The organism is Rheinheimera sp. B2H12 (genome assembly GCF_059620065.1).
On sequence record NZ_CM184363.1, the window covers coordinates 2,269,995 to 2,290,615 of the forward strand.

Sequence of the window (20,621 nt, forward strand, 5' to 3'; positions counted from 1 at the left end):
ATAAAGCAATTTTTCGACGAGTGGTTATACCGTAAATTCAATTTTCTACTAAGTCTTCAAGCAAAGGTAACATCATGTTACTGATCTTGACTTGCGCCTTTACATTCGGGTGAATACCATCAGCTTGCATCAGGTTTGGCTCGATAGCAATTTGGTCCATAAAAAATGGCCACAACGTTAATTGCTGTTGCTCGGCCAGTCGCGGATATAATGCGACAAACATTTGGTTATAGCGTGGTCCATAGTTCGGTGGGATCCGTATTTGCATCAGCACAGGCCGAGCGCGCTGGGCTTTAATCAGTTCAATGATTTGTAAGAGGTTTTTTTCGATAGTAGGGATCGGGAAACCACGTAGGCCATCATTGCCACCTAATTCGATCAGCACTGTATCAGGTTGGTGCTGTTGCAATAATTCAGGTAATCTGGCTAAGCCACCGGCTGTTGTTTCGCCGCTGATACTGGCATTGACCAGTCGCCAGGGCAATTTTTTCGCTGCGCTTTGTTGTTGCAGCAGGTGCACCCAACCTTGTTGTTGTTGCATGCCATAACCTGCGCTCAGGCTGTCGCCGAGAATAAGCAGTTTTTGTGCTTGCAGTTGCCAGCTTAAAATTACACACAGAAGAGTGAAAAAATATCTCATGTCGCATACACCAGAAATTTATATCCAGGCCAAAAACCTGACCAAGACTGTCGCGTTGACCGATTCAACACTGACTATCCTGCAACAGATTGATTTAACAATCAACCGTGGTGATAGTGTCGCTATCGTTGGCGCTTCAGGATCTGGTAAATCTACCTTATTGGGCATTCTGGCTGGATTAGATACTGCAAGCACTGGTGAAGTTTATTTGGCAGGCCAGCCATTACATCTGTTGTCTGATGATGCCAGAGCCGAACTTCGAGCCCGCTCGGTTGGTTTTGTCTTTCAGTCTTTCCTACTGCTGCCTGGCTTGACGGCACTGGAAAATATCACTTTACCCGCTGAGCTGGCTGGTTTGGCGGATGCCACCGAGCGTGGCCGCGAATTGTTATCCTTGGTTGGCCTATCGCATCGGGCTGACTTTTATCCGAGCCAGTTGTCTGGTGGTGAGCAACAACGCGTGGCTATTGCCCGGGCCTTTATTACCAAACCCGCTATTTTGTTTGCCGATGAACCTTCTGCGAATCTTGACGCCACTACAGGTGTGATGATCGAAGATTTATTGTTTGCATTAAATGAGCAGCAAGGCACAACTTTAGTACTGGTGACGCATAATCCGACCCTCGCCAGACGCTGTCGTTATCAATTACAAATGATTGCCGGTGTGTTGCAACAACAGCAGCAGGAGGTTCATGATGTGGCCTAATATAGCCTGGCGCTTGTTTTGGCGTGAACTGAAGCGCGGTGAGTTGTGGGTGATCGCATTTTCGCTGAGCCTGGCAGTGTTCACTGTGGTGACATTAACTGGTATTACCGAAAGTGTCCGTTCGGCGCTCGCTCAGCGCAGCAGTAACTTTATCGCGGCAGATAAAGTATTACGTTCCAGTTTACCTTTTAATGAACAAATTTTTCAGCAGGCGAACGCGCTTAATCTGCAAAGTGCCCGTCAGATCCAATTCAGTACTATGGTATTTGCCGGCGACGCTATGCAGTTGGTCAATGTTAAAGCTGTGTCTGGCAATTACCCATTACGCGGCAAGTTATTATTACAGCAATCTGAGCAATCTGAGCAATCAGCGGCTGCAGCGATATCACAACTTCAACCTGGTGAGGTTTATCTAGAACCACGATTGTTGCAGCTACTCCAGCTTACCATTGGTAGTCAGTTGGAAATTGGTGTGTTATCACTTCAAGTTGCTGGCGTGATTGTGGAAGAGCCGGATGCGCCACTCAGTGTGTTTGGCAATGCACCGCGGTTATTGATGCATGTTGATGATGTAGGCGCTACTGCAGTGATCCAGCCGGGCAGTCGGATTAACTATCGATATCAGTTTGCTGGCAGTGACAACCAATTGCAGCTGCTGGAACAGCAGGTCAAGCCGCTACTCACTCCCCATGACCGCTGGCAAAAGCTTGATCGCGAATCTGCTATTGGCGCTGCGCTTGACAGGGCTGAAAAGTTTTTATTACTGGCAGGTTTATTAGGTATAGTATTAGCAGCCTGTGCGGCAGCAGTGGCATCTAATCAATATAGTCAGCGACACGCTTTATCAGTCGCCATTATCAAAGCACTTGGCGTCACCACTGCGGTGGCACGTAAAATTTATGCCAGTCACCTGGCACTGGTGAGTTTGTTCAGTCTGCTATTAGGGCTTGGGCTTGGCCAATTGGCCAGTAGTAGCGCGCAATGGCTGATTAGTCGCTGGTTGGGTGACTACCAGGCTGAATTTAGTAGCAGACCCTTATGGTTGGGTTTGTTGACGGCATTGATTTGTAGTTGTCTGTTCTCAGCAAGGCCGATCTGGCGCTTGGCAGCAGTTCCTGCGCTGAATGTGTTACGACAACGCCAGCAGGAATGGCAATTGGACTGGTGGCATCTGAGCAGTGGTGCAGCGGCAATTTATCTGTTGATGTGGTTATTTAGCGGCGACGCCTTGCTTTCGGGCTGGTTGTTTGCGCTTTGCGTATTGTTTGCCGCTTTATTACTCGGTTTTGCTGCTGTACTGGTCAAAGTAGCCAGACCAATGGCTGCAGGTCAGAGTAGTGCGTTAAAGTTAGCGTTGGCTAATTTGCGCCGCCGGTTGTGGCCAAATAGTTTTCAGTTGATCACCTTCAGTCTGGCGTTATTTTTGACCTTGTTATTGTACTTTTTGCGCGCTGAATTGATTTCACAGTGGCAGCAACAAGTGCCGGCAGGCGCGCCGAATCAATTTCTTGTCAATGTAACAGCTGAAGAAAAACCCAAAATCAATCAGCTACTGCTCGAGCATCAATTACAGGCCGGTGATTATTATCCAATGATTTCAGGTCGGGTGCTGGCTGTAAATGATGAAACACTGGCTGATGAGCCGCCAGTGGAACAGGCTGCAGCGGCCGAACAGCAAAAAGGGGAGCAACAGGCTGATACTGACAACAACAGCAACAGTGCCAATAGTCGGCAAGGTGTTGGACGTGAGTTAAATCTGACCTGGTTAACTCAATTACCAGCTAATAATGAGGTCTTGGCCGGGCAATGGTTCAAAGCTGATGCAAAGGCTGAAGTGTCCGTTGAGCATGAGCTGGCCGAACGGTTGCAATTAAAATTAGGCGATAATTTAACTTTTTCGGTTGGTGGCCAGTTGTTTAAAGCCAGGGTCAGCAGCTTGCGCAAAGTTGACTGGAACAGCTTACAGCCTAATTTCTTTATGATTTTGTCACCAGATCTGATGCAGAATTTTCCGGCAACCTATCTGACCGCTTTTTATTTACCGGCGGAGCAACAGTTGCTGTTAAATCAACTTGCCAGACAATTCCCAACAATTTCAGTATTATCGGTCGACAATATTCTGAAACAAGTGAATGAAATTATCAGTCAGGTATCATTAGCTCTGACCGTTATTTTACTGTTGGTCTTTGCAGCAGCAGTGCTGGTGCTGGTTGCCCAGGTGCAGGCAACTCTGGAGCAGCGACAACAGGAGCTGGCAATTTTACGTACTTTGGGTGCCAAAACAGTATTTTTACGCCAGGCCATGTTAGGGGAGTTTGCTGTTCTGGGTTTATTAGCCGGGATATTTGCCACTATATTAGCAGAGGTGTTACTGGCAGTATTGCAAGTCAGATTATTTGAATTACCGTTCAGATTACACTGGAATCTGTGGTGGATAGGCCCTGGTCTTGGGGCTTTGCTGATCGCAGGATTGGGTTTTCTGTTATTGCGAGGTCTACTGAATATTCCGGCGCCAGTCCTAGTCAGAAGAGCACTCAGCTAACCTTAAATTTGCTGGCCGCTCTGATTGTGCTATCTATCAGAGTTGCCAGCAGTCAATTCAAAGTTTCAGCACCAGCAGGGCATTTCGAAGTTGGCTGTATTGAAAATGAAAACCTGCATCAAGTAGCCGTTGTGGATAAATATTCTGGCCAAATAACAATAAATCAGCCATTTCACCAAACAGTAACCTCATAACGAAAGCCGGCATTGGTAACAGCGCTGGCCGCTGTAACCGTTCGGCCAGTAAGCGGGTGAACTGACGATTACTAACCGCCATCGGAGCTGTCGCATTAAACACGCCGGACAACTCCGGTTTGTTTAACAAAAAATCAAAGGCGGCGACCAGATCATCCAACTGGATCCAGGACATATATTGTTCCCCACTGCCAATAGCGCCCCCCAAGCCTAACTTAAACGCAGGTAACATTTTTTGCAGAGCCCCACCTTGTTCTGCCAACACAATACCAATCCGGGTGATGCAAACTCTGGTCTTCGCAGATTTGGCTCTGTTCGCCAGATTTTCCCAACGCGCACAGACGTCATGCGAAAATTCCGGATAGTAGGACTGATAGCTTTCATCAATAGCTTCAGACCCTTGTCGACCATAAAATCCAACTGCTGAGGCATTTAGCAGCGTATGGGGCGGGGTACTGGCCTGTTGGATCAGGGCAACCAGTTGTTCGGTCAAGTGCCAGCGACTTTGACAGATCTGTTGTTTTTGACTTTCCGACCAGCGCTTGGCTGCAATAGGTTCACCAGCCAGATTCACCACCACATCTAACTGGTTAAAATCCAGCTGCTCCAGTTCTGCCACCACTTGCACTGCCGGGCCAAGTAACTGGCCGGCTTTCACGCTATTGCGACTCAATGCAAACAGCTGGTGCTGATGCTGCCAGCGCTTGATCAAGGCCTGACCGACTAAACCGGTGGCACCTGTCAGCAATATTCTCATCGCAAAACTCCTGTTGGCAGAATATGGCTGAGTATAGCCAGTTTCAGTTTTTGTGGACGGATAATGCTAATGATACAGAATCAGCAAAACGTAAGGCATGCGGTTTGTCAATCTCCACTTCGGCGAATCGAACGGCGGGGTGCTCGGATGCTATTGCCAATACCTCAGCCGTAAGTTTTTCCAGTAATGAAAATCTTTTATTTTCAACTAGTTGAATAATTTTTTTGGTGATAGTGCGGTAATTTAACGCCTGATCCATTTCATCAGAATCCGCTGCGTTGGCAGCGCTGTATTCAATACGGACATTAATCACTACATCTTGTTTGTTATTAATTTCTTCCTCTTTGATGCCGATAAAAGTCCGTAATCTGAGGTTTTTAATCCGAATAATAGCGTTATTTAAATTCATCTTGTTCCTGCTGACGGCCTTGCCGTAAGTTGTTTTGCCTGAAAGTTGCAGACATTACGCGGTTGCACTGCTATCAGATCAAGATTTGGCACGGTAATGGCTATCTTTAGCAGCTATCACTTTGCCTTGGGCAAGCACGCAATTTTAGTAGTGGATGTTCTGCAAAATAGTGACCTGATTTTGTAACTGCTGCAGCATACATTCTTTAAAGGCGCCAGTTCCGGCCTGACTATCCGGGATTAAAGCCAGGTATTGCCAGCGGCAATGATCGGTGCTGAATTTAATAAATTCTTTCCGTGAGCGTTTAAACACCCGTAATGGTTCGCTGCGGCCGGTATTTTTCTCCAGTTCTTCCAGTCGGAATAAATGGCTGTTTTCCCAACTACTGACTTCACGTTGCACTTTTTCCAGTTCTTGGTCCAGACAACGGAAATATTCAATGTGGAGTTGGCGTTTTTCGGCACAAAGGCTCGCTGCCTGAGTGTCCAGCGTTAAAATAATACATAAGCATAAAAACCATTTTTTCACAGCGGTGCAGCATCCTACAAAAAAGATGGATATTAATACTGGTGGTCAGGAAATTGTAAACAAAAACTGGCACCACCAAGAGAACTGCGATCAATCAATAATTTACCTGAATATGACAAACAAAGTTCATGCACAATTGAAAGACCTACCCCATGGCCTTCTTTATAAGTATCAAGCCTGGTACCACGGTCTAACAGCTCAAGGGTTTTATCCGCCGGGACACCAGGACCGTCATCCTCGACCAAAAATGTTAATGGTTTCAGATTGATGGTCAAATTCACCTGATATTGACAGGCTTTGCAGGCATTATCCAGCAGATTTCCCAGCATTTCCATCAGATCGGTTTCGTCACCGCGGAACATGGCTTCAGGTGGGCAACGCAACTGCAGCTGAATATTTTTCGCCCGATAGATTTTGCTTAAAGCATTTTGCAATTGGTCCAACACCGGCTGGATAGCGATCTGTTTATGCCAGACATCCTGACCTGAACTACTGGCTCTTTTTAACTGGTGCTCAATCATTGCTGTGATACGGTCAATTTGTAATTTCAGTTCAGGCTGAGCTGCCAGCGCAGAAGTGTTTAGCACGGCCACAGGCGTCTTTAAGGCATGAGCAAGGTCACTCAAATGATGACGATAACGTTGTTTTTGCCGGTTCTGACTGGCCAACAACAAATTAACATCTTCTTTGAGGGTGGTTAACTCGGCCGGATAAAACCCTGACAGTTGCTGTTGTTGACCACTTTCTACCTGACGAATTTCATGATCCAGCGCCGATAATGGCTGAGTTGTCCAGTAGTAAGCCAGCAGCATCACCAGCATCAATACAGCGGCGATGCCAATAAACCAACGGATCAGCGTATTACGAAAGCTCTGAATGGGTGCCTGTAATAATTGTTCATCCTGCACTATATGGATCGTCAGTGGCATGCTGCGATCCCCCATATCAAATAACAGGGCAAAAGAAAGCGTCCAGTAGGTTTTATCATCCTGTTCCAGCGCCACAAATTCATGTTTGCCCGGTAACATTTCATGTTGTGGCGGTATAAAATTCTGATTTAATGAGGAATCAGATTGCCACATTAACTTCTCACCGCTGACGATAAATGCACTGGTGCCGGAATCAGGCCGTAAAAAATCTGCCGGTAAAATACTATTATTGATTTCCAGGATATCGTTTTTAGAAGTTAATTCTGCCAGAAAGGAATAGAGGTGAACTTCGAGCTTTTGTTCAGTACTGGTGAGTAATTGCGCAAAAAATGCCCGTTCAATCGCCAGAAATGAAGCTGGTAATAAAATTAACAGCAGCACCAGGCTGACAACAGCCTGGCGCAACTTGAGCGATAACATCATTACTGCACAGCCAAATTAAAGCGGTAGCCACGTCCGCGCAGCGTTTCTATCGGTTTGAGTTCGCCAGTAGGGTCCAATTTCTTCCGCAGCCGTAACACAAAGACTTCAATGACGTTACTGTCCAGATCAAAATCCTGATCGTAAATATGTTCCGTCAACTCAGTCTTAGAAATCACTTTAGTTGGGTTGAGCATAAAATATTCCAACACCTTATATTCATAAGCGGTCAGTGGTACTTCTTCACCATGACACCAGACCTGTTGGGTTCTGCTGTTCAGACTGACAGGTCCGGCGGTGAGGGTTGGATCAGGTTGGCCAGCTGCTCGACGGATCAAAGCATTACAACGCGCCAGCAGCTCTTCGACATGAAAAGGTTTGGTCAGGTAGTCATCAGCGCCGGCATCAAGTCCTTGCACTTTTTCCTGCCAACTGCCGCGAGCCGTCAGTACGATGACCGGTGTTTTAATATCGGCGCTACGAGCTTTACGGATCAGCGACAAGCCATCCATCTTCGGCAAGCCAATATCAATGATGGCCAGATCATAGGGATATTCAGTGAGTTTATAAAAGCCATCACTGCCGTCATGCGACAAATCAACACTGAACTGTTGTTGCAACAAATGATTTTTTATTTGATCTGCTAACAGGACTTCATCTTCAACGACTAACACCCGCATGTTTTTTCCTTTTTATTCTGTAAAGTCCGAACCACTCAGCCTGAGCACTGCTATTAATTGCCACGCACCGGCTCAACGTAGACTGGCATGTTAGGGCCTGGGTCACGATCCATCCGGGTGTTATATTCCCGGCCATTCAATTGATAGGTGACTTGATAACCATCCACTACGCTCTGATATTCAACATCTGTCCCAGCCTGATAGCAGACGGTTTCATGATGTATCACATCAGTGCCATTACTCTGTCCGACATCGTAACCGACTGAGCCGCCTAAAATTGCGCCTGCTGCCATGCCGACTTTTTTATTGCTGCTGTTATGACCGATAGCATTGCCCAAGGCACCGCCGATAATAGCACCGACAATAGTTGGTGTCGCGGAATCCTGATGACGTTTGACCACTTGTCGTTCTTCACAGACCCGCTTTGGTTTGTGAACCTCAATGGTACGATAAATCGGTTGGGCCGAGGTCACAGTTGCCATCACATAGTGCTGCCGCTGATTTTGAGAATAACTACTACAGGCGGTCAGTATTGGCAGCAATAATGCTAAGTATTTCATCAGTCTAACTCCTCTGGTGGTGGCATTATCACCATAGCAACTGCAATCTTAATTGCCGCTGAATCTAAAAAAAAGCCTTTAATGTAAAATTGATATAAATAAAGTTAATTATATGTTTATTTTTATCCTATGGTTAACAAGTCGGCCGTTTGGCAGAATGTCACTGTGGTTTCTGCTCGCTCAGCCGTGCGATATTTTACTCACCTTTAACCAAACAAGGAATGGATGATGCGAATCAAATCATTGAAGTTGGCCCTATGGTACTGCGTGCCGGCGTTGTGGCTGAATCCGGTGCTGGCCGCTGAGCCGGCAGGTCAGGTTGCCAAACTGAGCAGTCAAACGCAGGCGGTAAAAACATTACTCAGTATCAATAAAGCCACAGCTGAACAATTGGTGGCAATTCCCGGTATCGGTCAGAAAAAGGCTGAAGCTATCCTGGCTTATATTAAAGAGCAAGGGCCCATTAAAAATCAGCAACAGCTGACTGAAGTGAAAGGCATTGGTGCAAAACTGGCGGAAAAAATTGCCGCTTATGTCAGTTTCTGAAACTGCACTATGGCTGCAACTGGGTTTGCTCCGTGGGGGCTGCAAATCCTGACGCAGACAACAGTCATAGCACAATCAACCGCATTGGCCTGCAACAATGCGGTTGTATTGAACCTGATGTGGGAGGAGACCATCACATCAGGTTATTTAACTTTCACCAAGGGCTTTCATTTGGGTATTCGCCCATTGTACTGCCTCATGGTAAGCATCAGGTAACCGGGTTGCCGGTAATGCCAACTGCGCTATCGCTTGATTGGCCTGTTGCCATTGTGCTTGTTCATAACATTTAACCAAGGCCAGATAATCGGACAATAAGCCCGGTTCACCGGTCAGCGCATCTTTAATATCCTTGGATAAAGGGAGTTTACTCATGACAGAGGTCATTGGCTCATCCAAAATTGCATCCATCAAAGACATCATGCCGGTCAAAAATGCTTTAGCGGTATCTGTTTTGCCATGTAAAGCGGCAATGCCCTCTGCAAATTTGGCTCTGGTCATGGCGAGCCGCATCAATTCGGCCGGCTTTTCGCTGCTGACCTGGGCGGTGAACAACACCGATAAAAACTTTTTCAACTCATTCTGACCCAGCACGACCAAGGCTTGTTTGATGGTTTCGATTTCAGACCGGCGTTTAAATACGGCGGAATTAGAATACCTGAGTAATTTATAAGATAAGTTCACATCACGCTGAAAGATGGCGGTAATGTTGGCCAAGTCCATTTCTGATTTTGACGTTTCATACAATAATTCAGCTAGCGTTAGCTGGGCAGGGGATAACGCTTTGCTTTGCAGCATTTCCGGCTTGGAGAAAAAGTAACCCTGAAAATAACTAAATCCCATATTCAGTGCCAGTTGAAACTCTTCGATGGTCTCAACTTTTTCTGCCAGCAGCTTGATATGTGGAAATTCTGCGATAGCTGCAATGATTTCGTGCATCAGTGGCTGACTGGTGGTGCGAAAATCAATTTTGATAATATCGACATAAGGGTAAAAATGCCGCCAGACTTTCTGATGGATATAATCATCCAATGCAATCTGATAGCCCTGTTCTTTTAACAACTGCACTTCACTGAGCAGACGCTTGCCTGGTTGCACTGTTTCCAGTATTTCGACCACTATCTGCTCTTTGGGCAATAGCGTTGGGTATTTCTTCAGCAGGGTATCCAGAGTGAAATTGATAAAACCTGGTTTATCGCCAAGAAAATCTTCCAAACCAAAATTAAACTGGCTACCGGCGATCATTCTGGAGGTGGCTTCATCACCGTCAATATCCGGAAACACATTTTCCAGACCATCACGAAACAACAATTCATAAGCAAAAAGATTTTTATCACGATCGAGAATAGGTTGCCGTGCAGCATAAAAATACATAAAGACTCAGATCCTTTCCCTGTTGCTTTTGCAACAATGTAGCAAAGAATTGGTTATGGTGGTGAAAAATTTAGTGGTCAGTCGGTGCACAAAGACGGGCAACTGAAAACGACAGTTGCCCGAGGAAGAATTATTTTGATTTTCGCAGTTGTTGCAGCATTTGTTCAAATTGGTTGAGCACGGCTTGCTCAGGTGCGGCCGTCAGCTTAGTGATCAGCCAAATGACCAAGGTCGAAACCAATACACCCGGGACTATCGCGTAGAGGTAATCATTGAGCGGCATGCCGTTCATTGTCCATGGGCCATAAACCCAGAGTAACACTGTAACCGCACCGGCAACCATCCCCGCCAGAGCCCCCCAGAGGTTCATTCTTTTCCAATACAGACTGAGCAGGACCAAAGGACCAAAGGCTGCACCAAAACCCGCCCAAGCGTTGGCAACCAGACTCAGGATAGAACTGCTGCGGTCCAGTGCAATGACAATTGCCACCACAGCAACCAAAAACACCGACAGCCGTCCCATTAACACCAGATGATGATCAGAGGCGGTTTTATTCAGGAAGGTTTTATAAAAATCTTGCGTCAGGGCACTGGAGGTGACCAGTAATTGACTGGAAATGGTACTCATCACTGCAGCCAGTAAGGCTGCCAGTAAAAATCCGCCAACAAAGGGATGGAATAAAACCTGAGATAATAAAATAAAAATGGTCTCTGGATCCTTTAATTCGACGCCTGTTTTATGGACGTAGGCAATGCCGACAAAGCCGGTGGCGACAGCACCAATCAGAGAGACAATCATCCAGGACATACCGATACGGCGCGCCAGCGGAAAATCTTTTACCGACCGTATCGCCATAAAACGAACAATGATATGCGGCTGACCAAAATAACCTAAGCCCCAGGCCATCAAAGACACGATGCCAATCAGACTGGTACCGGTGAATAAATCCAGATGGTTTGGATTGAGCATCGCTACAGTATCCAGCACAGGGCCAACACCACCGACTTCATTTAAGGTGACGACTGGCACCATCACCAGCGCCAGAAACATGATAATACCCTGCACAAAGTCAGTCATGCTGACGGCTAAAAAACCACCGAGTAAGGTATAAGCAATGACAACCCCTGCCGTCAGCGCTAAACCGAGGCGATAATCGAGCTGAAATACGGATTCGAACAGTTTGCCGCCGGCAACTACGCCAGATGCGGTATACAAGGTAAAAAATACCACAATAACCAAGGCTGAAATTAATCGCAGCAAGCGGGTATGGTCAGCAAATCTGTGTTCCAGATAATCCGGTAGGGTGATGGAGTCTTTGGCAACTTCTGTAAAAACCCGAAAGCGCGGTGCCAGCAGTAAGTAGTTAAGCCAGGCGCCCAAAACCAATCCAACCGCCATCCAAATTTGCGAAATACCCAGCAGGTACAAGGCGCCAGGTAAGCCCATCAGCAACCAGCCGCTCATATCGGACGCGCCAGCCGATAAAGCCGTGACTGCCGGGCCTAGTTTACGACCTCCGAGCATATATTCGGACAGATTGCTGCTGGACTGGCGGTAGGCATACAAACCTATCGCCAGCATGGCAATGAAATAGATTAACAATGCGAGAATTGTGCCCGTTTCCAAAATGACGACCTCAGCTGAATGATTTGATTATTATTGCTTGAATACTGTTAAAGGCAGACTCAGTTGACCGAGATGGTCAAATAGTGCTGCAGCATCGATAAAAGCGCAACATGCTAACAAGCACTGGCGGACAGAGCCAGTGCTTTTCTATGGATCACCTCACTGATGCTACCAGTTGCGGCTGGCAGAACACCAATGGTTAAATTCGCCAGCGGATATGTTGTTGCAGTTCGTCGGTAAAGGGTTGCAGTGCCTGCTGTCTCTCGGTGACCAGCACCAGTGAATGTTGGCCTAGTTGCAGGCTCTGGCCATGGAAGTTCTGATCGGCAAATTGCTGGTCGCCAGTTAAACCGTGTTGTGGTGGCAGTACAAACACAGTCAGCAGTCCATCCGCAGTCTGCAGGATCAGATGTAAAGAACGCTGGCCCTGAAAATCACAATAACGGGCATAACGCACGGCTCCTGGCCATTGCGTTAACTCGGCATTAAAATCAGCCAGTAGCTGATTGACCTCGGTCAGTGGCAAGTCAGTACTCTGGCCGACCAGATAAGCCGCTTCATGATAGACATGCGCCAGTGCATGCTCGGCTAAATTGTCGGACCAGAACAGTTGCTTATAAAGGGTGGGGGCCAGTAAACCAAGCACCAGCACTGCTGCGGCCAGACTGAACCAACGCTGCCGTTGCTGTTTGCGCTCACTGAAGCTGGCGATGCCCTGAGCCAGTAATAACCGGTCGGCCAGATCGGCAGGTACCGGCAGCTGCAGACTTTGTTTCAGCTTCTGTTCCAGCTCCAACAATTCCTGCTGATAGCATTGTCGCTGTGAGTCCAGTTGTAGCTGCTGTTGCACTTCTGGCTGGCGCGCCTGTGGATCAGCCAGCAGTCGACGGCGGAATTCAAGTTCATCCATGCTGATCTGCTCCTCTGGTTGGGGCTTGCAGCAGCTCTTTTAACTGTTGACGTGCCCGGAATAAACGGGTGTTGACGGTGTTTAAATTCAGCTCAAGTGCATTCGCAATTTCATCGCCGGTCATGCCGAAAATCAGTTGTAACAACAAAGGCTCCCGGTAATCTGCCGCCAGTTGCAAAATATGCTGGCGGATCAGTCGTTGTTCAGCTTGCTGTTCCTGAGTCAGATTTTGCTCATCTAACAGCACATCCTGATCAATATCCTGATAATCGAATTGTTTGCGCTCAAAGCGGCGGGCATTTTCCCGGCGTAAAATCGTGATCAACCAACTTTTTGCCGCCGCAGCATCGGTCAGGCTGTCGAGACTTTTCCAGGCCCGTAAAAACGTTTCCTGTAATAAATCTTCTGCCACGGCTTTGTGCTGGCATAACCAGCAGGCATATCGATAGAGATCCGCATGATAAGAACGGACCAGTGCTTCATAACGCAGATGTTTGTTGGTCATAACCGAAAGTTTCATTTTCAGCAGGTTGATACTGTAACAGACCGGCGACAGCGCTGAAAATGTGCAGCTCGGGGACAATTTTTTTCGCAGGCAAACAAAAAAGACCAAAAACAGTTTCAAGGCACTCAGCAGACAGGCCGTTTTCTGTTTGGCCTGTCTGCTGACAAGTGTGGGTCAGACCATGCAGTCGGTTGACATAGTCGCCGACGCTAAGCCGGGTACAAGGGGGGCAGCGCCGATACCGCCATGCTCTTGGCTGGCGTAAATTCAGACCAGGCGCGGTAGAGGGCATCACCTTGCCACACGACTGCCTCGCGCTGGTATTGCTGATAAGCCAGCTTTTCCAGTTGCAGTTTCAGCTCGCCAGCGGGTAGCAAGGGCAATAATTGGGACAACTGACGGATATCAGCAGCAAAGGTTTCCCGGCCCCAACGCAGCAAAAAGGTACTCACCAGCTCGGCATCATGCTGCTGACAAGCGGTTTTAAAACGGTTGGCATTAAATTTCACGTCGCTTGCTGCCACCTGCTCAGAACCTGCAGTGCCAGCGCCTATGTGGGTTCTGCGCTGCCAGAAAAACCAAACCGCAAAGGCTGTCACGGTCAGCAACCAGAGTAAAAACAGCGCGGTACTCAGATAATTCCACTGCCAGGGATTGACTGGCCCAGCGACAACAGTAGCGGGCTCAGCAGCGCCAACTGTTGTGACTGGTGCCATATTGGCTTGTGCCAGTTGCTGCGGATTCGCTATCACCTGCAGCTCACGAGCCGGTAACTCGGCATAGTCGATTTCGCCTTTAATGCTGTTCCACCAGGGCAAGCGCACTGCGGGTAACAGCAGTTTGCCCTGCTGATTGGCAATCAAAGCCGAGGTAAAGACTTTTTGCGCCACCATCCGGCCTTTGCGCTCAGCCTTTTTACTCTGTGGCTTTTCGTCGTAACTTTTAATGCCAGCAGGTAAATTGATCTGTAGGTCCGGTAATTGATGATCGGCCAAATCCATTGCCGTCAGCGTGATAGTGCGCGTGATGGGTTCACCTTGTACCAGTTGTGTTGGATCAGCTGACCATTCTTCCTGCAAAGTGACTAGTTCAGAGACCAACCATTGCCCCTCAAAACCGGTTTCGATAGGCTTTACCTGAAAACTCAGTGTTTGCCCTTGGGCTGAAACCGCTTTAGTTTTGGCAAAATAGTCGTATCTGGAGCTGCTGCGATCAATCATCTCGCCCTGGAACCAGGGCGCGGTCAGCTGATAGTCCCCACTTTGTTGTGGCACCAGACTATAACGCCGGGTAATGGTCTGGTAACGTTGACCATTCACCAGTTCGCTGCCCTCAATATCCTTGCCTATTTGTTCTATCGTCACCTGAGCTAATTCAGGTTGACTGAGACTGCCGCGTTGTAAATCACCGCTATAAAAAATTTTGACTTCGTAATAGCCCATTTGCTGCACATGCAGCTTGCTGCTACTGAGTGTACTTTCAATAAATAACTCGGCCGAACCTTTCCCTTGCTGACTGGCGGGTAAGATTTCTACGGTGATGGGTTCGGAACGGACCCCGGCCACTGCAAAAGCCGGGATTTGCACAGTCCCTGGCTGATTGGCAAATAAACTCAATTGCCAACGGGTACTCTGGCTGGATTGACCATTAATAATCTGCATACTCTGGCTGACCGCAGGGGGGCCAAACTGGAAATGTGCAGACAGTGGTGTGAAGTCGACCGCATCGGCGGGCACTTTTTCGTCCAGCTCCAACAACAAAATTAATTCCTCACCCATCATCAATGGGTTTTTATCCACCCGCGCGGTCAGACTGCTGGCGGCCTGGACACCGAAGGCTGTGCTTAATAACAGGCAGCACCATAACGTCTGCCACATCCGTTGCCAGATGAATCGCCCTGTTACCATTCTTGTTCTTCTCCTTGCGGCAAGCGTTGCTGTTGCCGTTTCTGATATTCCAGTAACATTTTGTTGCGCAATAACAAGGACGGATCATCCTGTACCTTACGCATTAAACTGTCCAGTTGCTGAGTTTGTTCGGCGTTGGCATTGGGCCAGGCTTGCGTCACGGCTTTTTCTTGAGGCTGCGCTTTGGCTTGCTCAGATTCAGCAGCGTCCTTGGCACTAGCTGGATCAGGTTTGGCTTGGGCTGGTTGTGGTTCTTGCTCTGCTGCGGACTCTGAGTTCGCTTGCGCTGGATTATCCTGCTGACCAGCATTATCCTGACCTTGCTGTTGTTGCTTACCCTGTTGTGCCTGCTCGGATTGTTGTTGATCCGACTGTGACTGTTGATCCTGTTGCTCGCCAGGTTTTTGCTCGCCTTGCTGCTGACCCTCTGATGCCTGTTGCTGCTGATTATCTTGCTGCTGAGCTAATAATTTTTCCATCAGACGGGCATTTTGTTCCGCTTTGGCAAAGTCAGGCTGTTGTTTCAGTGCTTGCTGATAAGCTGCCAGTGCTTCGGTATATTGTTGTTGCTGCGCCAGACTGTTGCCCAAATTAAATTGGCCAGTGGCAGACTGATCTTGCCGGTAATGCTCAGCGGCAGCGGCATAATCACCGTCACGGTAGGCGGCATTGCCTTGCCAGAGTGGCTGGCTAAATTTCTGCCGCGCCGTGGCATAATCTTGCTGCTGATAAGCATTTTGCGCTTGTTGCTGTTTGGTTTGCCACAAATCCTGCCAATTCAGTTCAAAAGCCTGTACAGTTTTGGGCTGCCACAAACAGAGCAACAGCAACAATAATTGGCTGCGCTTGCCAAGCCAAAGTGCGAGCGGTAACAACAACCACAGCAAATAAACGCCGGCATCTTGCCATTGATCGCCCATCATTTTGGCATTCTGATTGCTGTCTTGCAGTAAATCCAAGGGTTTTAAGCTCAGTAATGTAGTGACATCGCTGGTATCAAAAGTATTGCGGCTATAAACGCCGCCGGTCAATTCCGCCAGACTGCGGAGCTGGGTCAATGCGACTTTAGGTAACACGATCTGACCGCGCTGATCTTTTAATAATTCACCAGTGCTGAGCTGAATAGGTGCGCCTTCAGCGGTGCCAAAAGCCAGCACTGATATCCGGTGTGGGAACTGATTTAACTGATCTCTGAGTTGTTGGTAATGACCGGCACTGAAACCATCTGTCATCAGCACGATATCCCCTTTGGGATAACCGGCCTGCTGTAACAATTGATCAGCCAAGCGCAGTGCCTCCGCCACATTTGAACCTTGTGCTGGCATAATTTCCGGTTTCAGATCCGGCAATAACAGCTTGATATTATTATGATCGGGGGTAAGAGGTGAAATGACAAAAGCATCGGCGGCAAAACTGACCAGTGCCAGTTCACCTTCTTTGAGTTGACCGGCAAAATCCAGTGCTTTAAATTTGGCTTGCGCCAGCCGGTTTGGTTTGGCATCTGTTGCCAGCATCGACAACGACATATCCATCACCAGCACAGTCGCTTTATTCAGTTGAAAAGCCGGTTGCGGTATTTTTTGCCAACTGGGTCCGGCGGCAGCGAATACGCCACACACCAACAGCAGCAGTACCAACCAGAAATGCTGACGACTGTAGCGCTGCTGTTGGTGGTCAGTTAATAATAACTGTTGTAAGTGCACTGACAACCAAGCCTGCCAACCGCTGTTGTTCGGTTGATAACGCCACAGCCAATAAGCCAGCAAGGCAACGACAGGCAATAATGCCAGTAGCCAGGGCCGCAAAAAATGAAAATCACTCAACATCTGAGCCTCCGAATTTGCCGCTCATTCGGGTTGCCAACCATGAGTGCCATGGTAGCCGCGGCAACAATATCAGCCACAACACCAGCAAAGCCGCCAGCAGTGGCCAATGTAATAAACTTTGTTGCGGCCGGTAATTGATTTTTTCCCGCTCAATGGGTTCTAGCTGATCGAGTAATTGATAAATTTGCGCTAATTCTTTCAGATCACGGGCACGGAAGTATTTACCACCTGTCTCAGTGGCGAGTTCGGTTAATAACTTTTCGTCCAAATCATCAGAAGGGTTGACCAACTGCGGGCCAAAGATCCCTTGCTGGATCATTTGTTCAGCGCCCACACCGACAGTATAAATTTTCACCCCGGCCGCTTTGGCCAGTTTTAACGCTTCCCTTGGCTGGATTTGACCGGCGGTATTGGCACCGTCGCTGAGTAAAATCAGTACTTTATTCGAGCTTTGATAGGTATTAAAACGTTTGACGGTTAAGCCTATCGCCTCGCCAATGGCAGTGCGCTGACCAACCAGCCCAAGCACGGCTTCGTCCAGCATTTGCTGTACTGTGTCGCGGTCAAAAGTCAGCGGTGTTTGCTGATAGGCCGCATCGGCAAATAACACCAGCCCAAGCCGGTCGCCCTGGCGTCTGGCAATGAAGTCTTTCAGCACATATTTCACCGCATCCAGCCGGTTCAGTGGCTGGCCTTCAATCATCATATCACTGATATTCATCGAACCGGATAGATCAACCGCCAGCATCATATCCCGGCCTTGTTGTGGCAGGCTAATGGATTCCCCCAGCCACTTCGGTTGACAGGCTGCGATGACCAGCAACAACCAGAGTAGGGCGGCCAACCAGCGCCGGCTGCTGTGAACCTGACGACTGGATTGATGTTTCGCAGCCAAAGCTGCGAGCGGAGGCAGATATAAACTGGCGCTTGGTTGCTGGGCGCGACGTTTTAAAACAAGTGGCAGTGGCAGCAACAATAACAACCACGGAAAACTGAGTTCAAGCATCGCGGACTCCTGAATATGGCTGGGCTATTGCGCTATGAGCCAAATCCGCCTGATGATATTGCAGCCAGTGACGGGCAAAATCGGCATAGGCCTGCAAGTCCTCAGTCGCTGGGGATGCCTGATAATGTAACGTCAGTAAATCCGGTAATAATTGTGCTGCCGGCTGGCTCAGTGATTGTTGTAAAAACTGCTGCCACTGCCCGCCAGTCTGAGTCAACGCCGGATGTTGTGGCACCTTGGTCTGCAGGTAGCGTTTAAGCACAGCCGTGATGGCAGACGCACTCGCTGCTTGTTGCAGGTCAATACCGGCAAGTTCGTTCAGTGCCAGTTGCTGCGATTGTGGTGGTGGCCGGCGCTGGCGCAGCAGTCGCAGTAGCCATAGCAATAACAGCAGAAGCAGAACTGCCAGTAGCCACCAGATGGGTGCTAAATACCAGTCGCTGGCCAACAGCGGTTCCTGAATATCAGCCAGGCTCTGCAGACGCGGATCAGGCTCTGTCATCGCTGACTCCATATAATTGATGTAATAACGGCAAGTCGCTCGTCAACTGCCAGTGCCGACAGCCCAACAAACGCCAGTGCTGTTGTAACAGCTGGTTCGCTTGCAGTTGTTGTTGTTGATATTGTTGCTGCAACTGACGGTCTGATAAATCCAGCGGGATAGGTTCTGCTCCGGCCGAAACCGAAGCGATGCCGGTGGCGCTGGCAGGTAAAGCCAGCTCCAGTGGATCTGTGATCTGGCAAATCCGCACTTCGTTGTGTAATCGTATGGCCTGTAAATGCCGCAGCGCCTGGTCATTCAGTTGCTGAAAATCAGAAATCACAAACACTAAACTGCCGGGGCGGACCAAACGGCGTAACTGGCCCAGTGCATCCGCTAACTGAAAACTTGCTACTGTTCCTGGCGGTTCGGACAACTGGGTAATCGCCTGTTGTTGCAGTTCTATCAACTGATGCAAATATCTTAATACCGCCACACTGCGCCCAGCCGGTTTTAATTCGCGGATGGCTTGTTGATGAAACAGCAAACCGCCGAGTTTGTCGCCGGTTTTTTTCACATGCCAGGCAATTAACGCTGCCAAATGGGCGGCCTGCACCGACTTTAACAATAAAGTGGAACCAAACTGCATGCTGCGGCTAAGATCAGTCAGAATAAATACTGGCCGTTCTTTTTCTTCACGGAATAACTTGGTGTGCACTTTGCCGGTGCGGGCCGTGACACGCCAGTCGATGGTCCGGACATCATCCCCTGTCTGATAATGCCGGACTTCATCAAACTCCATGCCGCGGCCTTTACTTTTGGCCAGATAACTGCCTGCCAATTTATTCTGAATGGTCTGGGCAGGGCTGAGATCCAGCAACTGGGTGTGGCGCTGATATTTCAGCAATTGCGGTAAATCAAGCCGGATGCCATCGGCGGCCAGTTCCGTCAACCACTGGCGAATTTGTGGCTGCTGCATCAGGCGACCGGTACCAGACGTAAGATTTCATCCAGCACCTGATCACACTGAATGCCTTCTGCTTCCGCTTCATAAGTCAGGATTAACCGGTGCCGGACCACATTATGAAACACCGCTTGCACATCATCCGGTGTGACAAAGTCACGACCTGCCAGCCAGGCTCTGGCACGGGCACAGCGTTCCAGCGCGATAGTGGCGCGTGGCGAGGCGCCGTACGCAATCCAGCGCGCCAGTTGCGGGCTATAGCTGGCGGCTTTGCGGGTTGCCATAATAAGTTGCACCACATACTGTTCCAGTCCTGGTGCAAAATGCAGTTGCAAGATGGCCTTGCGGGCAGCAAAAATATCAGCCTGACTGATCCGTACCGGTTGCTCCGAAGCCTGCTCCAACGCTTCACCACGAGTCAGTTTCAAAATAGCCAGTTCAGTCGCTGCATCCGGGTAATCGACTTTTAAATGTAATAAAAATCGATCTAACTGCGCTTCAGGTAACGGGTAAGTGCCTTCCTGCTCCAGCGGGTTTTGGGTGGCCATCACTAAAAACAGCTCAGGTAACTTATAGCTGTGACGGCCAACGGTAATCTGTTTTTCTGCCATCGCTTCTAATAAAGCCGATTGTACTTTGGCTGGCGCCCGGTTGATTTCATCGGCCAGAATAATATGGTGAAACAGCGGGCCACTCTGAAATTCAAATTTGCCGGTTTCCGGCCGGTAAATGTCGGTGCCGGTTAAATCGGCCGGTAATAAATCCGGCGTAAACTGAATACGATGAAAACTGCCTTCGACGCCATGCGCCAGTGCATTGACGGCACGGGTCTTGGCCAGACCTGGTGGGCCTTCTACCAGTAAGTGCCCGTTGGCCAGTAAGGCCAGCAAAATACCTTCGGTCAGCGCCGGCTGACCCAGAACCTGAGAATCGAGATAAGTTTTTAACCGGTTAAAAGCGTTCACAGCAGCACTCTTCTGTTGTTATTCATATGAAATGATTGGCTATTTTTCAAGCGTTTCGGTTTAAAACCGTCTAGGCTATGACCTGTGTCAGGATATAAGGTTCTGACTTCATTAAAACAAGTGTTTTAATTTATCGGATCTCTCGTTA

20 protein-coding genes are annotated in these 20,621 nt (G+C 48.5%); 3 read left to right on the forward strand and 17 right to left on the reverse strand.

All coding sequences use genetic code 11. From position 1 onward, the window contains the following. Positions 1 to 37 precede the first annotated feature (37 nt). Positions 38 to 640 carry an arylesterase gene (locus AC53GJ_RS09895; RefSeq protein ID WP_496732513.1) on the reverse strand — a complete coding sequence of 201 codons (603 nt, stop codon included), beginning with the start codon at positions 638 to 640 and terminating at the stop codon, positions 38 to 40. Between AC53GJ_RS09895 and AC53GJ_RS09900 the strand changes: the two genes are divergently transcribed. Beyond that, entirely contained in the window at positions 639 to 1,346 is a 708-nt protein-coding gene (locus AC53GJ_RS09900; protein ID WP_496732514.1) for an ABC transporter ATP-binding protein, read from the forward strand. The genes AC53GJ_RS09895 and AC53GJ_RS09900 overlap by 2 nt on opposite strands. Continuing rightward, complete coding sequence (locus tag AC53GJ_RS09905) at positions 1,333 to 3,888, forward strand: ABC transporter permease (protein ID WP_496732515.1); 2,556 nt, start codon at positions 1,333 to 1,335, stop codon at positions 3,886 to 3,888. The genes AC53GJ_RS09900 and AC53GJ_RS09905 overlap by 14 nt, the downstream gene beginning before the upstream one ends. Positions 3,889 to 3,945: 57 nt before the next feature. Here AC53GJ_RS09905 and AC53GJ_RS09910 read toward each other — a convergent pair whose 3' ends face one another. The 6 genes from AC53GJ_RS09910 to AC53GJ_RS09935 all read right to left on the reverse strand — a co-directional run bounded on the left by AC53GJ_RS09910 (position 3,946) and on the right by AC53GJ_RS09935 (position 8,365). After that, a complete protein-coding gene (locus AC53GJ_RS09910; RefSeq protein ID WP_496732516.1) occupies positions 3,946 to 4,839 on the reverse strand; it encodes a TIGR01777 family oxidoreductase in 894 nt (297 codons plus the stop codon). 43 nt (positions 4,840 to 4,882) lie between these two features. Next, entirely contained in the window at positions 4,883 to 5,248 is a 366-nt protein-coding gene (gene folX, locus AC53GJ_RS09915; RefSeq protein ID WP_496732517.1) for a dihydroneopterin triphosphate 2'-epimerase, read from the reverse strand. 144 nt (positions 5,249 to 5,392) lie between these two features. Next, positions 5,393 to 5,776: a hypothetical protein gene (locus AC53GJ_RS09920; RefSeq protein ID WP_496732518.1), complete on the reverse strand. Its 384-nt coding sequence runs from the start codon at positions 5,774 to 5,776 to the stop codon at positions 5,393 to 5,395. A 32-nt stretch (positions 5,777 to 5,808) separates the two neighbouring features. Continuing rightward, positions 5,809 to 7,128, reverse strand: a complete 1,320-nt coding sequence (locus AC53GJ_RS09925; protein ID WP_496732519.1) for an ATP-binding protein — start codon at positions 7,126 to 7,128, stop codon at positions 5,809 to 5,811. Then, positions 7,128 to 7,805: a response regulator transcription factor gene (locus AC53GJ_RS09930; protein WP_496732520.1), complete on the reverse strand. Its 678-nt coding sequence runs from the start codon at positions 7,803 to 7,805 to the stop codon at positions 7,128 to 7,130. The genes AC53GJ_RS09925 and AC53GJ_RS09930 overlap by 1 nt, the downstream gene beginning before the upstream one ends. A gap of 53 nt (positions 7,806 to 7,858) precedes the next feature. Then, positions 7,859 to 8,365 carry a glycine zipper 2TM domain-containing protein gene (locus tag AC53GJ_RS09935; protein ID WP_496732521.1) on the reverse strand — a complete coding sequence of 169 codons (507 nt, stop codon included), beginning with the start codon at positions 8,363 to 8,365 and terminating at the stop codon, positions 7,859 to 7,861. A 225-nt stretch (positions 8,366 to 8,590) separates the two neighbouring features. Between AC53GJ_RS09935 and AC53GJ_RS09940 the strand changes: the two genes are divergently transcribed. Continuing rightward, the gene (locus AC53GJ_RS09940) at positions 8,591 to 8,911 is read left to right on the forward strand and encodes a ComEA family DNA-binding protein (RefSeq protein ID WP_496732522.1); all 321 of its coding nucleotides are present in this window, start codon (positions 8,591 to 8,593) and stop codon (positions 8,909 to 8,911) included. A 147-nt stretch (positions 8,912 to 9,058) separates the two neighbouring features. Here AC53GJ_RS09940 and AC53GJ_RS09945 read toward each other — a convergent pair whose 3' ends face one another. From AC53GJ_RS09945 to AC53GJ_RS09990, 10 genes are all read right to left on the reverse strand, one after another. Next, positions 9,059 to 10,282, reverse strand: a complete 1,224-nt coding sequence (locus tag AC53GJ_RS09945) for an EAL and HDOD domain-containing protein (RefSeq protein WP_496732523.1) — start codon at positions 10,280 to 10,282, stop codon at positions 9,059 to 9,061. Between the two features lie 130 nt (positions 10,283 to 10,412). Then, positions 10,413 to 11,864, reverse strand: coding sequence for a sodium/proline symporter PutP (gene putP / locus AC53GJ_RS09950; RefSeq protein ID WP_496732779.1), 1,452 nt, complete (start codon positions 11,862 to 11,864; stop codon positions 10,413 to 10,415). Positions 11,865 to 12,108: 244 nt separating this feature from the next. Continuing rightward, entirely contained in the window at positions 12,109 to 12,819 is a 711-nt protein-coding gene (locus AC53GJ_RS09955; protein ID WP_496732524.1) for a DUF3379 family protein, read from the reverse strand. Then, positions 12,812 to 13,324 carry a sigma-70 family RNA polymerase sigma factor gene (locus AC53GJ_RS09960; protein WP_496732525.1) on the reverse strand — a complete coding sequence of 171 codons (513 nt, stop codon included), beginning with the start codon at positions 13,322 to 13,324 and terminating at the stop codon, positions 12,812 to 12,814. Before AC53GJ_RS09960 ends, AC53GJ_RS09955 begins: the two co-directional genes overlap by 8 nt. Positions 13,325 to 13,533: 209 nt before the next feature. Beyond that, a complete protein-coding gene (locus tag AC53GJ_RS09965) occupies positions 13,534 to 15,231 on the reverse strand; it encodes a BatD family protein (protein WP_496732526.1) in 1,698 nt (565 codons plus the stop codon). Next, the gene (locus tag AC53GJ_RS09970) at positions 15,225 to 17,057 is read right to left on the reverse strand and encodes a vWA domain-containing protein (protein WP_496732527.1); all 1,833 of its coding nucleotides are present in this window, start codon (positions 17,055 to 17,057) and stop codon (positions 15,225 to 15,227) included. The genes AC53GJ_RS09965 and AC53GJ_RS09970 overlap by 7 nt, the downstream gene beginning before the upstream one ends. Beyond that, on the reverse strand, positions 17,047 to 18,063 hold the full coding sequence (locus AC53GJ_RS09975; RefSeq protein ID WP_496732528.1) for a vWA domain-containing protein: 1,017 nt from the start codon (positions 18,061 to 18,063) through the stop codon (positions 17,047 to 17,049). Before AC53GJ_RS09975 ends, AC53GJ_RS09970 begins: the two co-directional genes overlap by 11 nt. Further along, positions 18,056 to 18,565, reverse strand: coding sequence for a DUF4381 family protein (locus tag AC53GJ_RS09980; RefSeq protein WP_496732529.1), 510 nt, complete (start codon positions 18,563 to 18,565; stop codon positions 18,056 to 18,058). The genes AC53GJ_RS09975 and AC53GJ_RS09980 overlap by 8 nt, the downstream gene beginning before the upstream one ends. Continuing rightward, positions 18,552 to 19,523, reverse strand: a complete 972-nt coding sequence (locus AC53GJ_RS09985; protein ID WP_496732530.1) for a DUF58 domain-containing protein — start codon at positions 19,521 to 19,523, stop codon at positions 18,552 to 18,554. The genes AC53GJ_RS09980 and AC53GJ_RS09985 overlap by 14 nt, the downstream gene beginning before the upstream one ends. Further along, positions 19,523 to 20,473 carry an AAA family ATPase gene (locus AC53GJ_RS09990; protein ID WP_496732531.1) on the reverse strand — a complete coding sequence of 317 codons (951 nt, stop codon included), beginning with the start codon at positions 20,471 to 20,473 and terminating at the stop codon, positions 19,523 to 19,525. The genes AC53GJ_RS09985 and AC53GJ_RS09990 overlap by 1 nt, the downstream gene beginning before the upstream one ends. Positions 20,474 to 20,621: the final 148 nt, after the last annotated feature.

Bases quoted from the DNA above. Each gene is read 5' to 3' on its own strand.
- AC53GJ_RS09900 (WP_496732514.1), top strand. From the start codon at position 639: ATGTCGCATACACCAGAAATTTATATCCAGGCCAAAAACCTGACCAAG.
- AC53GJ_RS09895 (WP_496732513.1), bottom strand. From the start codon at position 640: ATGAGATATTTTTTCACTCTTCTGTGTGTAATTTTAAGCTGGCAACTG.
- AC53GJ_RS09905 (WP_496732515.1), top strand. From the start codon at position 1,333: ATGATGTGGCCTAATATAGCCTGGCGCTTGTTTTGGCGTGAACTGAAG.
- AC53GJ_RS09910 (WP_496732516.1), bottom strand. From the start codon at position 4,839: ATGAGAATATTGCTGACAGGTGCCACCGGTTTAGTCGGTCAGGCCTTG.
- folX (WP_496732517.1), bottom strand. From the start codon at position 5,248: ATGAATTTAAATAACGCTATTATTCGGATTAAAAACCTCAGATTACGG.
- AC53GJ_RS09925 (WP_496732519.1), bottom strand. From the start codon at position 7,128: ATGATGTTATCGCTCAAGTTGCGCCAGGCTGTTGTCAGCCTGGTGCTG.
- AC53GJ_RS09930 (WP_496732520.1), bottom strand. From the start codon at position 7,805: ATGCGGGTGTTAGTCGTTGAAGATGAAGTCCTGTTAGCAGATCAAATA.
- AC53GJ_RS09935 (WP_496732521.1), bottom strand. From the start codon at position 8,365: ATGAAATACTTAGCATTATTGCTGCCAATACTGACCGCCTGTAGTAGT.
- AC53GJ_RS09940 (WP_496732522.1), top strand. From the start codon at position 8,591: ATGATGCGAATCAAATCATTGAAGTTGGCCCTATGGTACTGCGTGCCG.
- AC53GJ_RS09945 (WP_496732523.1), bottom strand. From the start codon at position 10,282: ATGTATTTTTATGCTGCACGGCAACCTATTCTCGATCGTGATAAAAAT.
- putP (WP_496732779.1), bottom strand. From the start codon at position 11,864: ATGCTGGCGATAGGTTTGTATGCCTACCGCCAGTCCAGCAGCAATCTG.
- AC53GJ_RS09955 (WP_496732524.1), bottom strand. From the start codon at position 12,819: ATGGATGAACTTGAATTCCGCCGTCGACTGCTGGCTGATCCACAGGCG.
- AC53GJ_RS09960 (WP_496732525.1), bottom strand. From the start codon at position 13,324: ATGACCAACAAACATCTGCGTTATGAAGCACTGGTCCGTTCTTATCAT.
- AC53GJ_RS09965 (WP_496732526.1), bottom strand. From the start codon at position 15,231: ATGGTAACAGGGCGATTCATCTGGCAACGGATGTGGCAGACGTTATGG.
- AC53GJ_RS09970 (WP_496732527.1), bottom strand. From the start codon at position 17,057: ATGTTGAGTGATTTTCATTTTTTGCGGCCCTGGCTACTGGCATTATTG.
- AC53GJ_RS09975 (WP_496732528.1), bottom strand. From the start codon at position 18,063: ATGCTTGAACTCAGTTTTCCGTGGTTGTTATTGTTGCTGCCACTGCCA.
- AC53GJ_RS09980 (WP_496732529.1), bottom strand. From the start codon at position 18,565: ATGACAGAGCCTGATCCGCGTCTGCAGAGCCTGGCTGATATTCAGGAA.
- AC53GJ_RS09985 (WP_496732530.1), bottom strand. From the start codon at position 19,523: ATGCAGCAGCCACAAATTCGCCAGTGGTTGACGGAACTGGCCGCCGAT.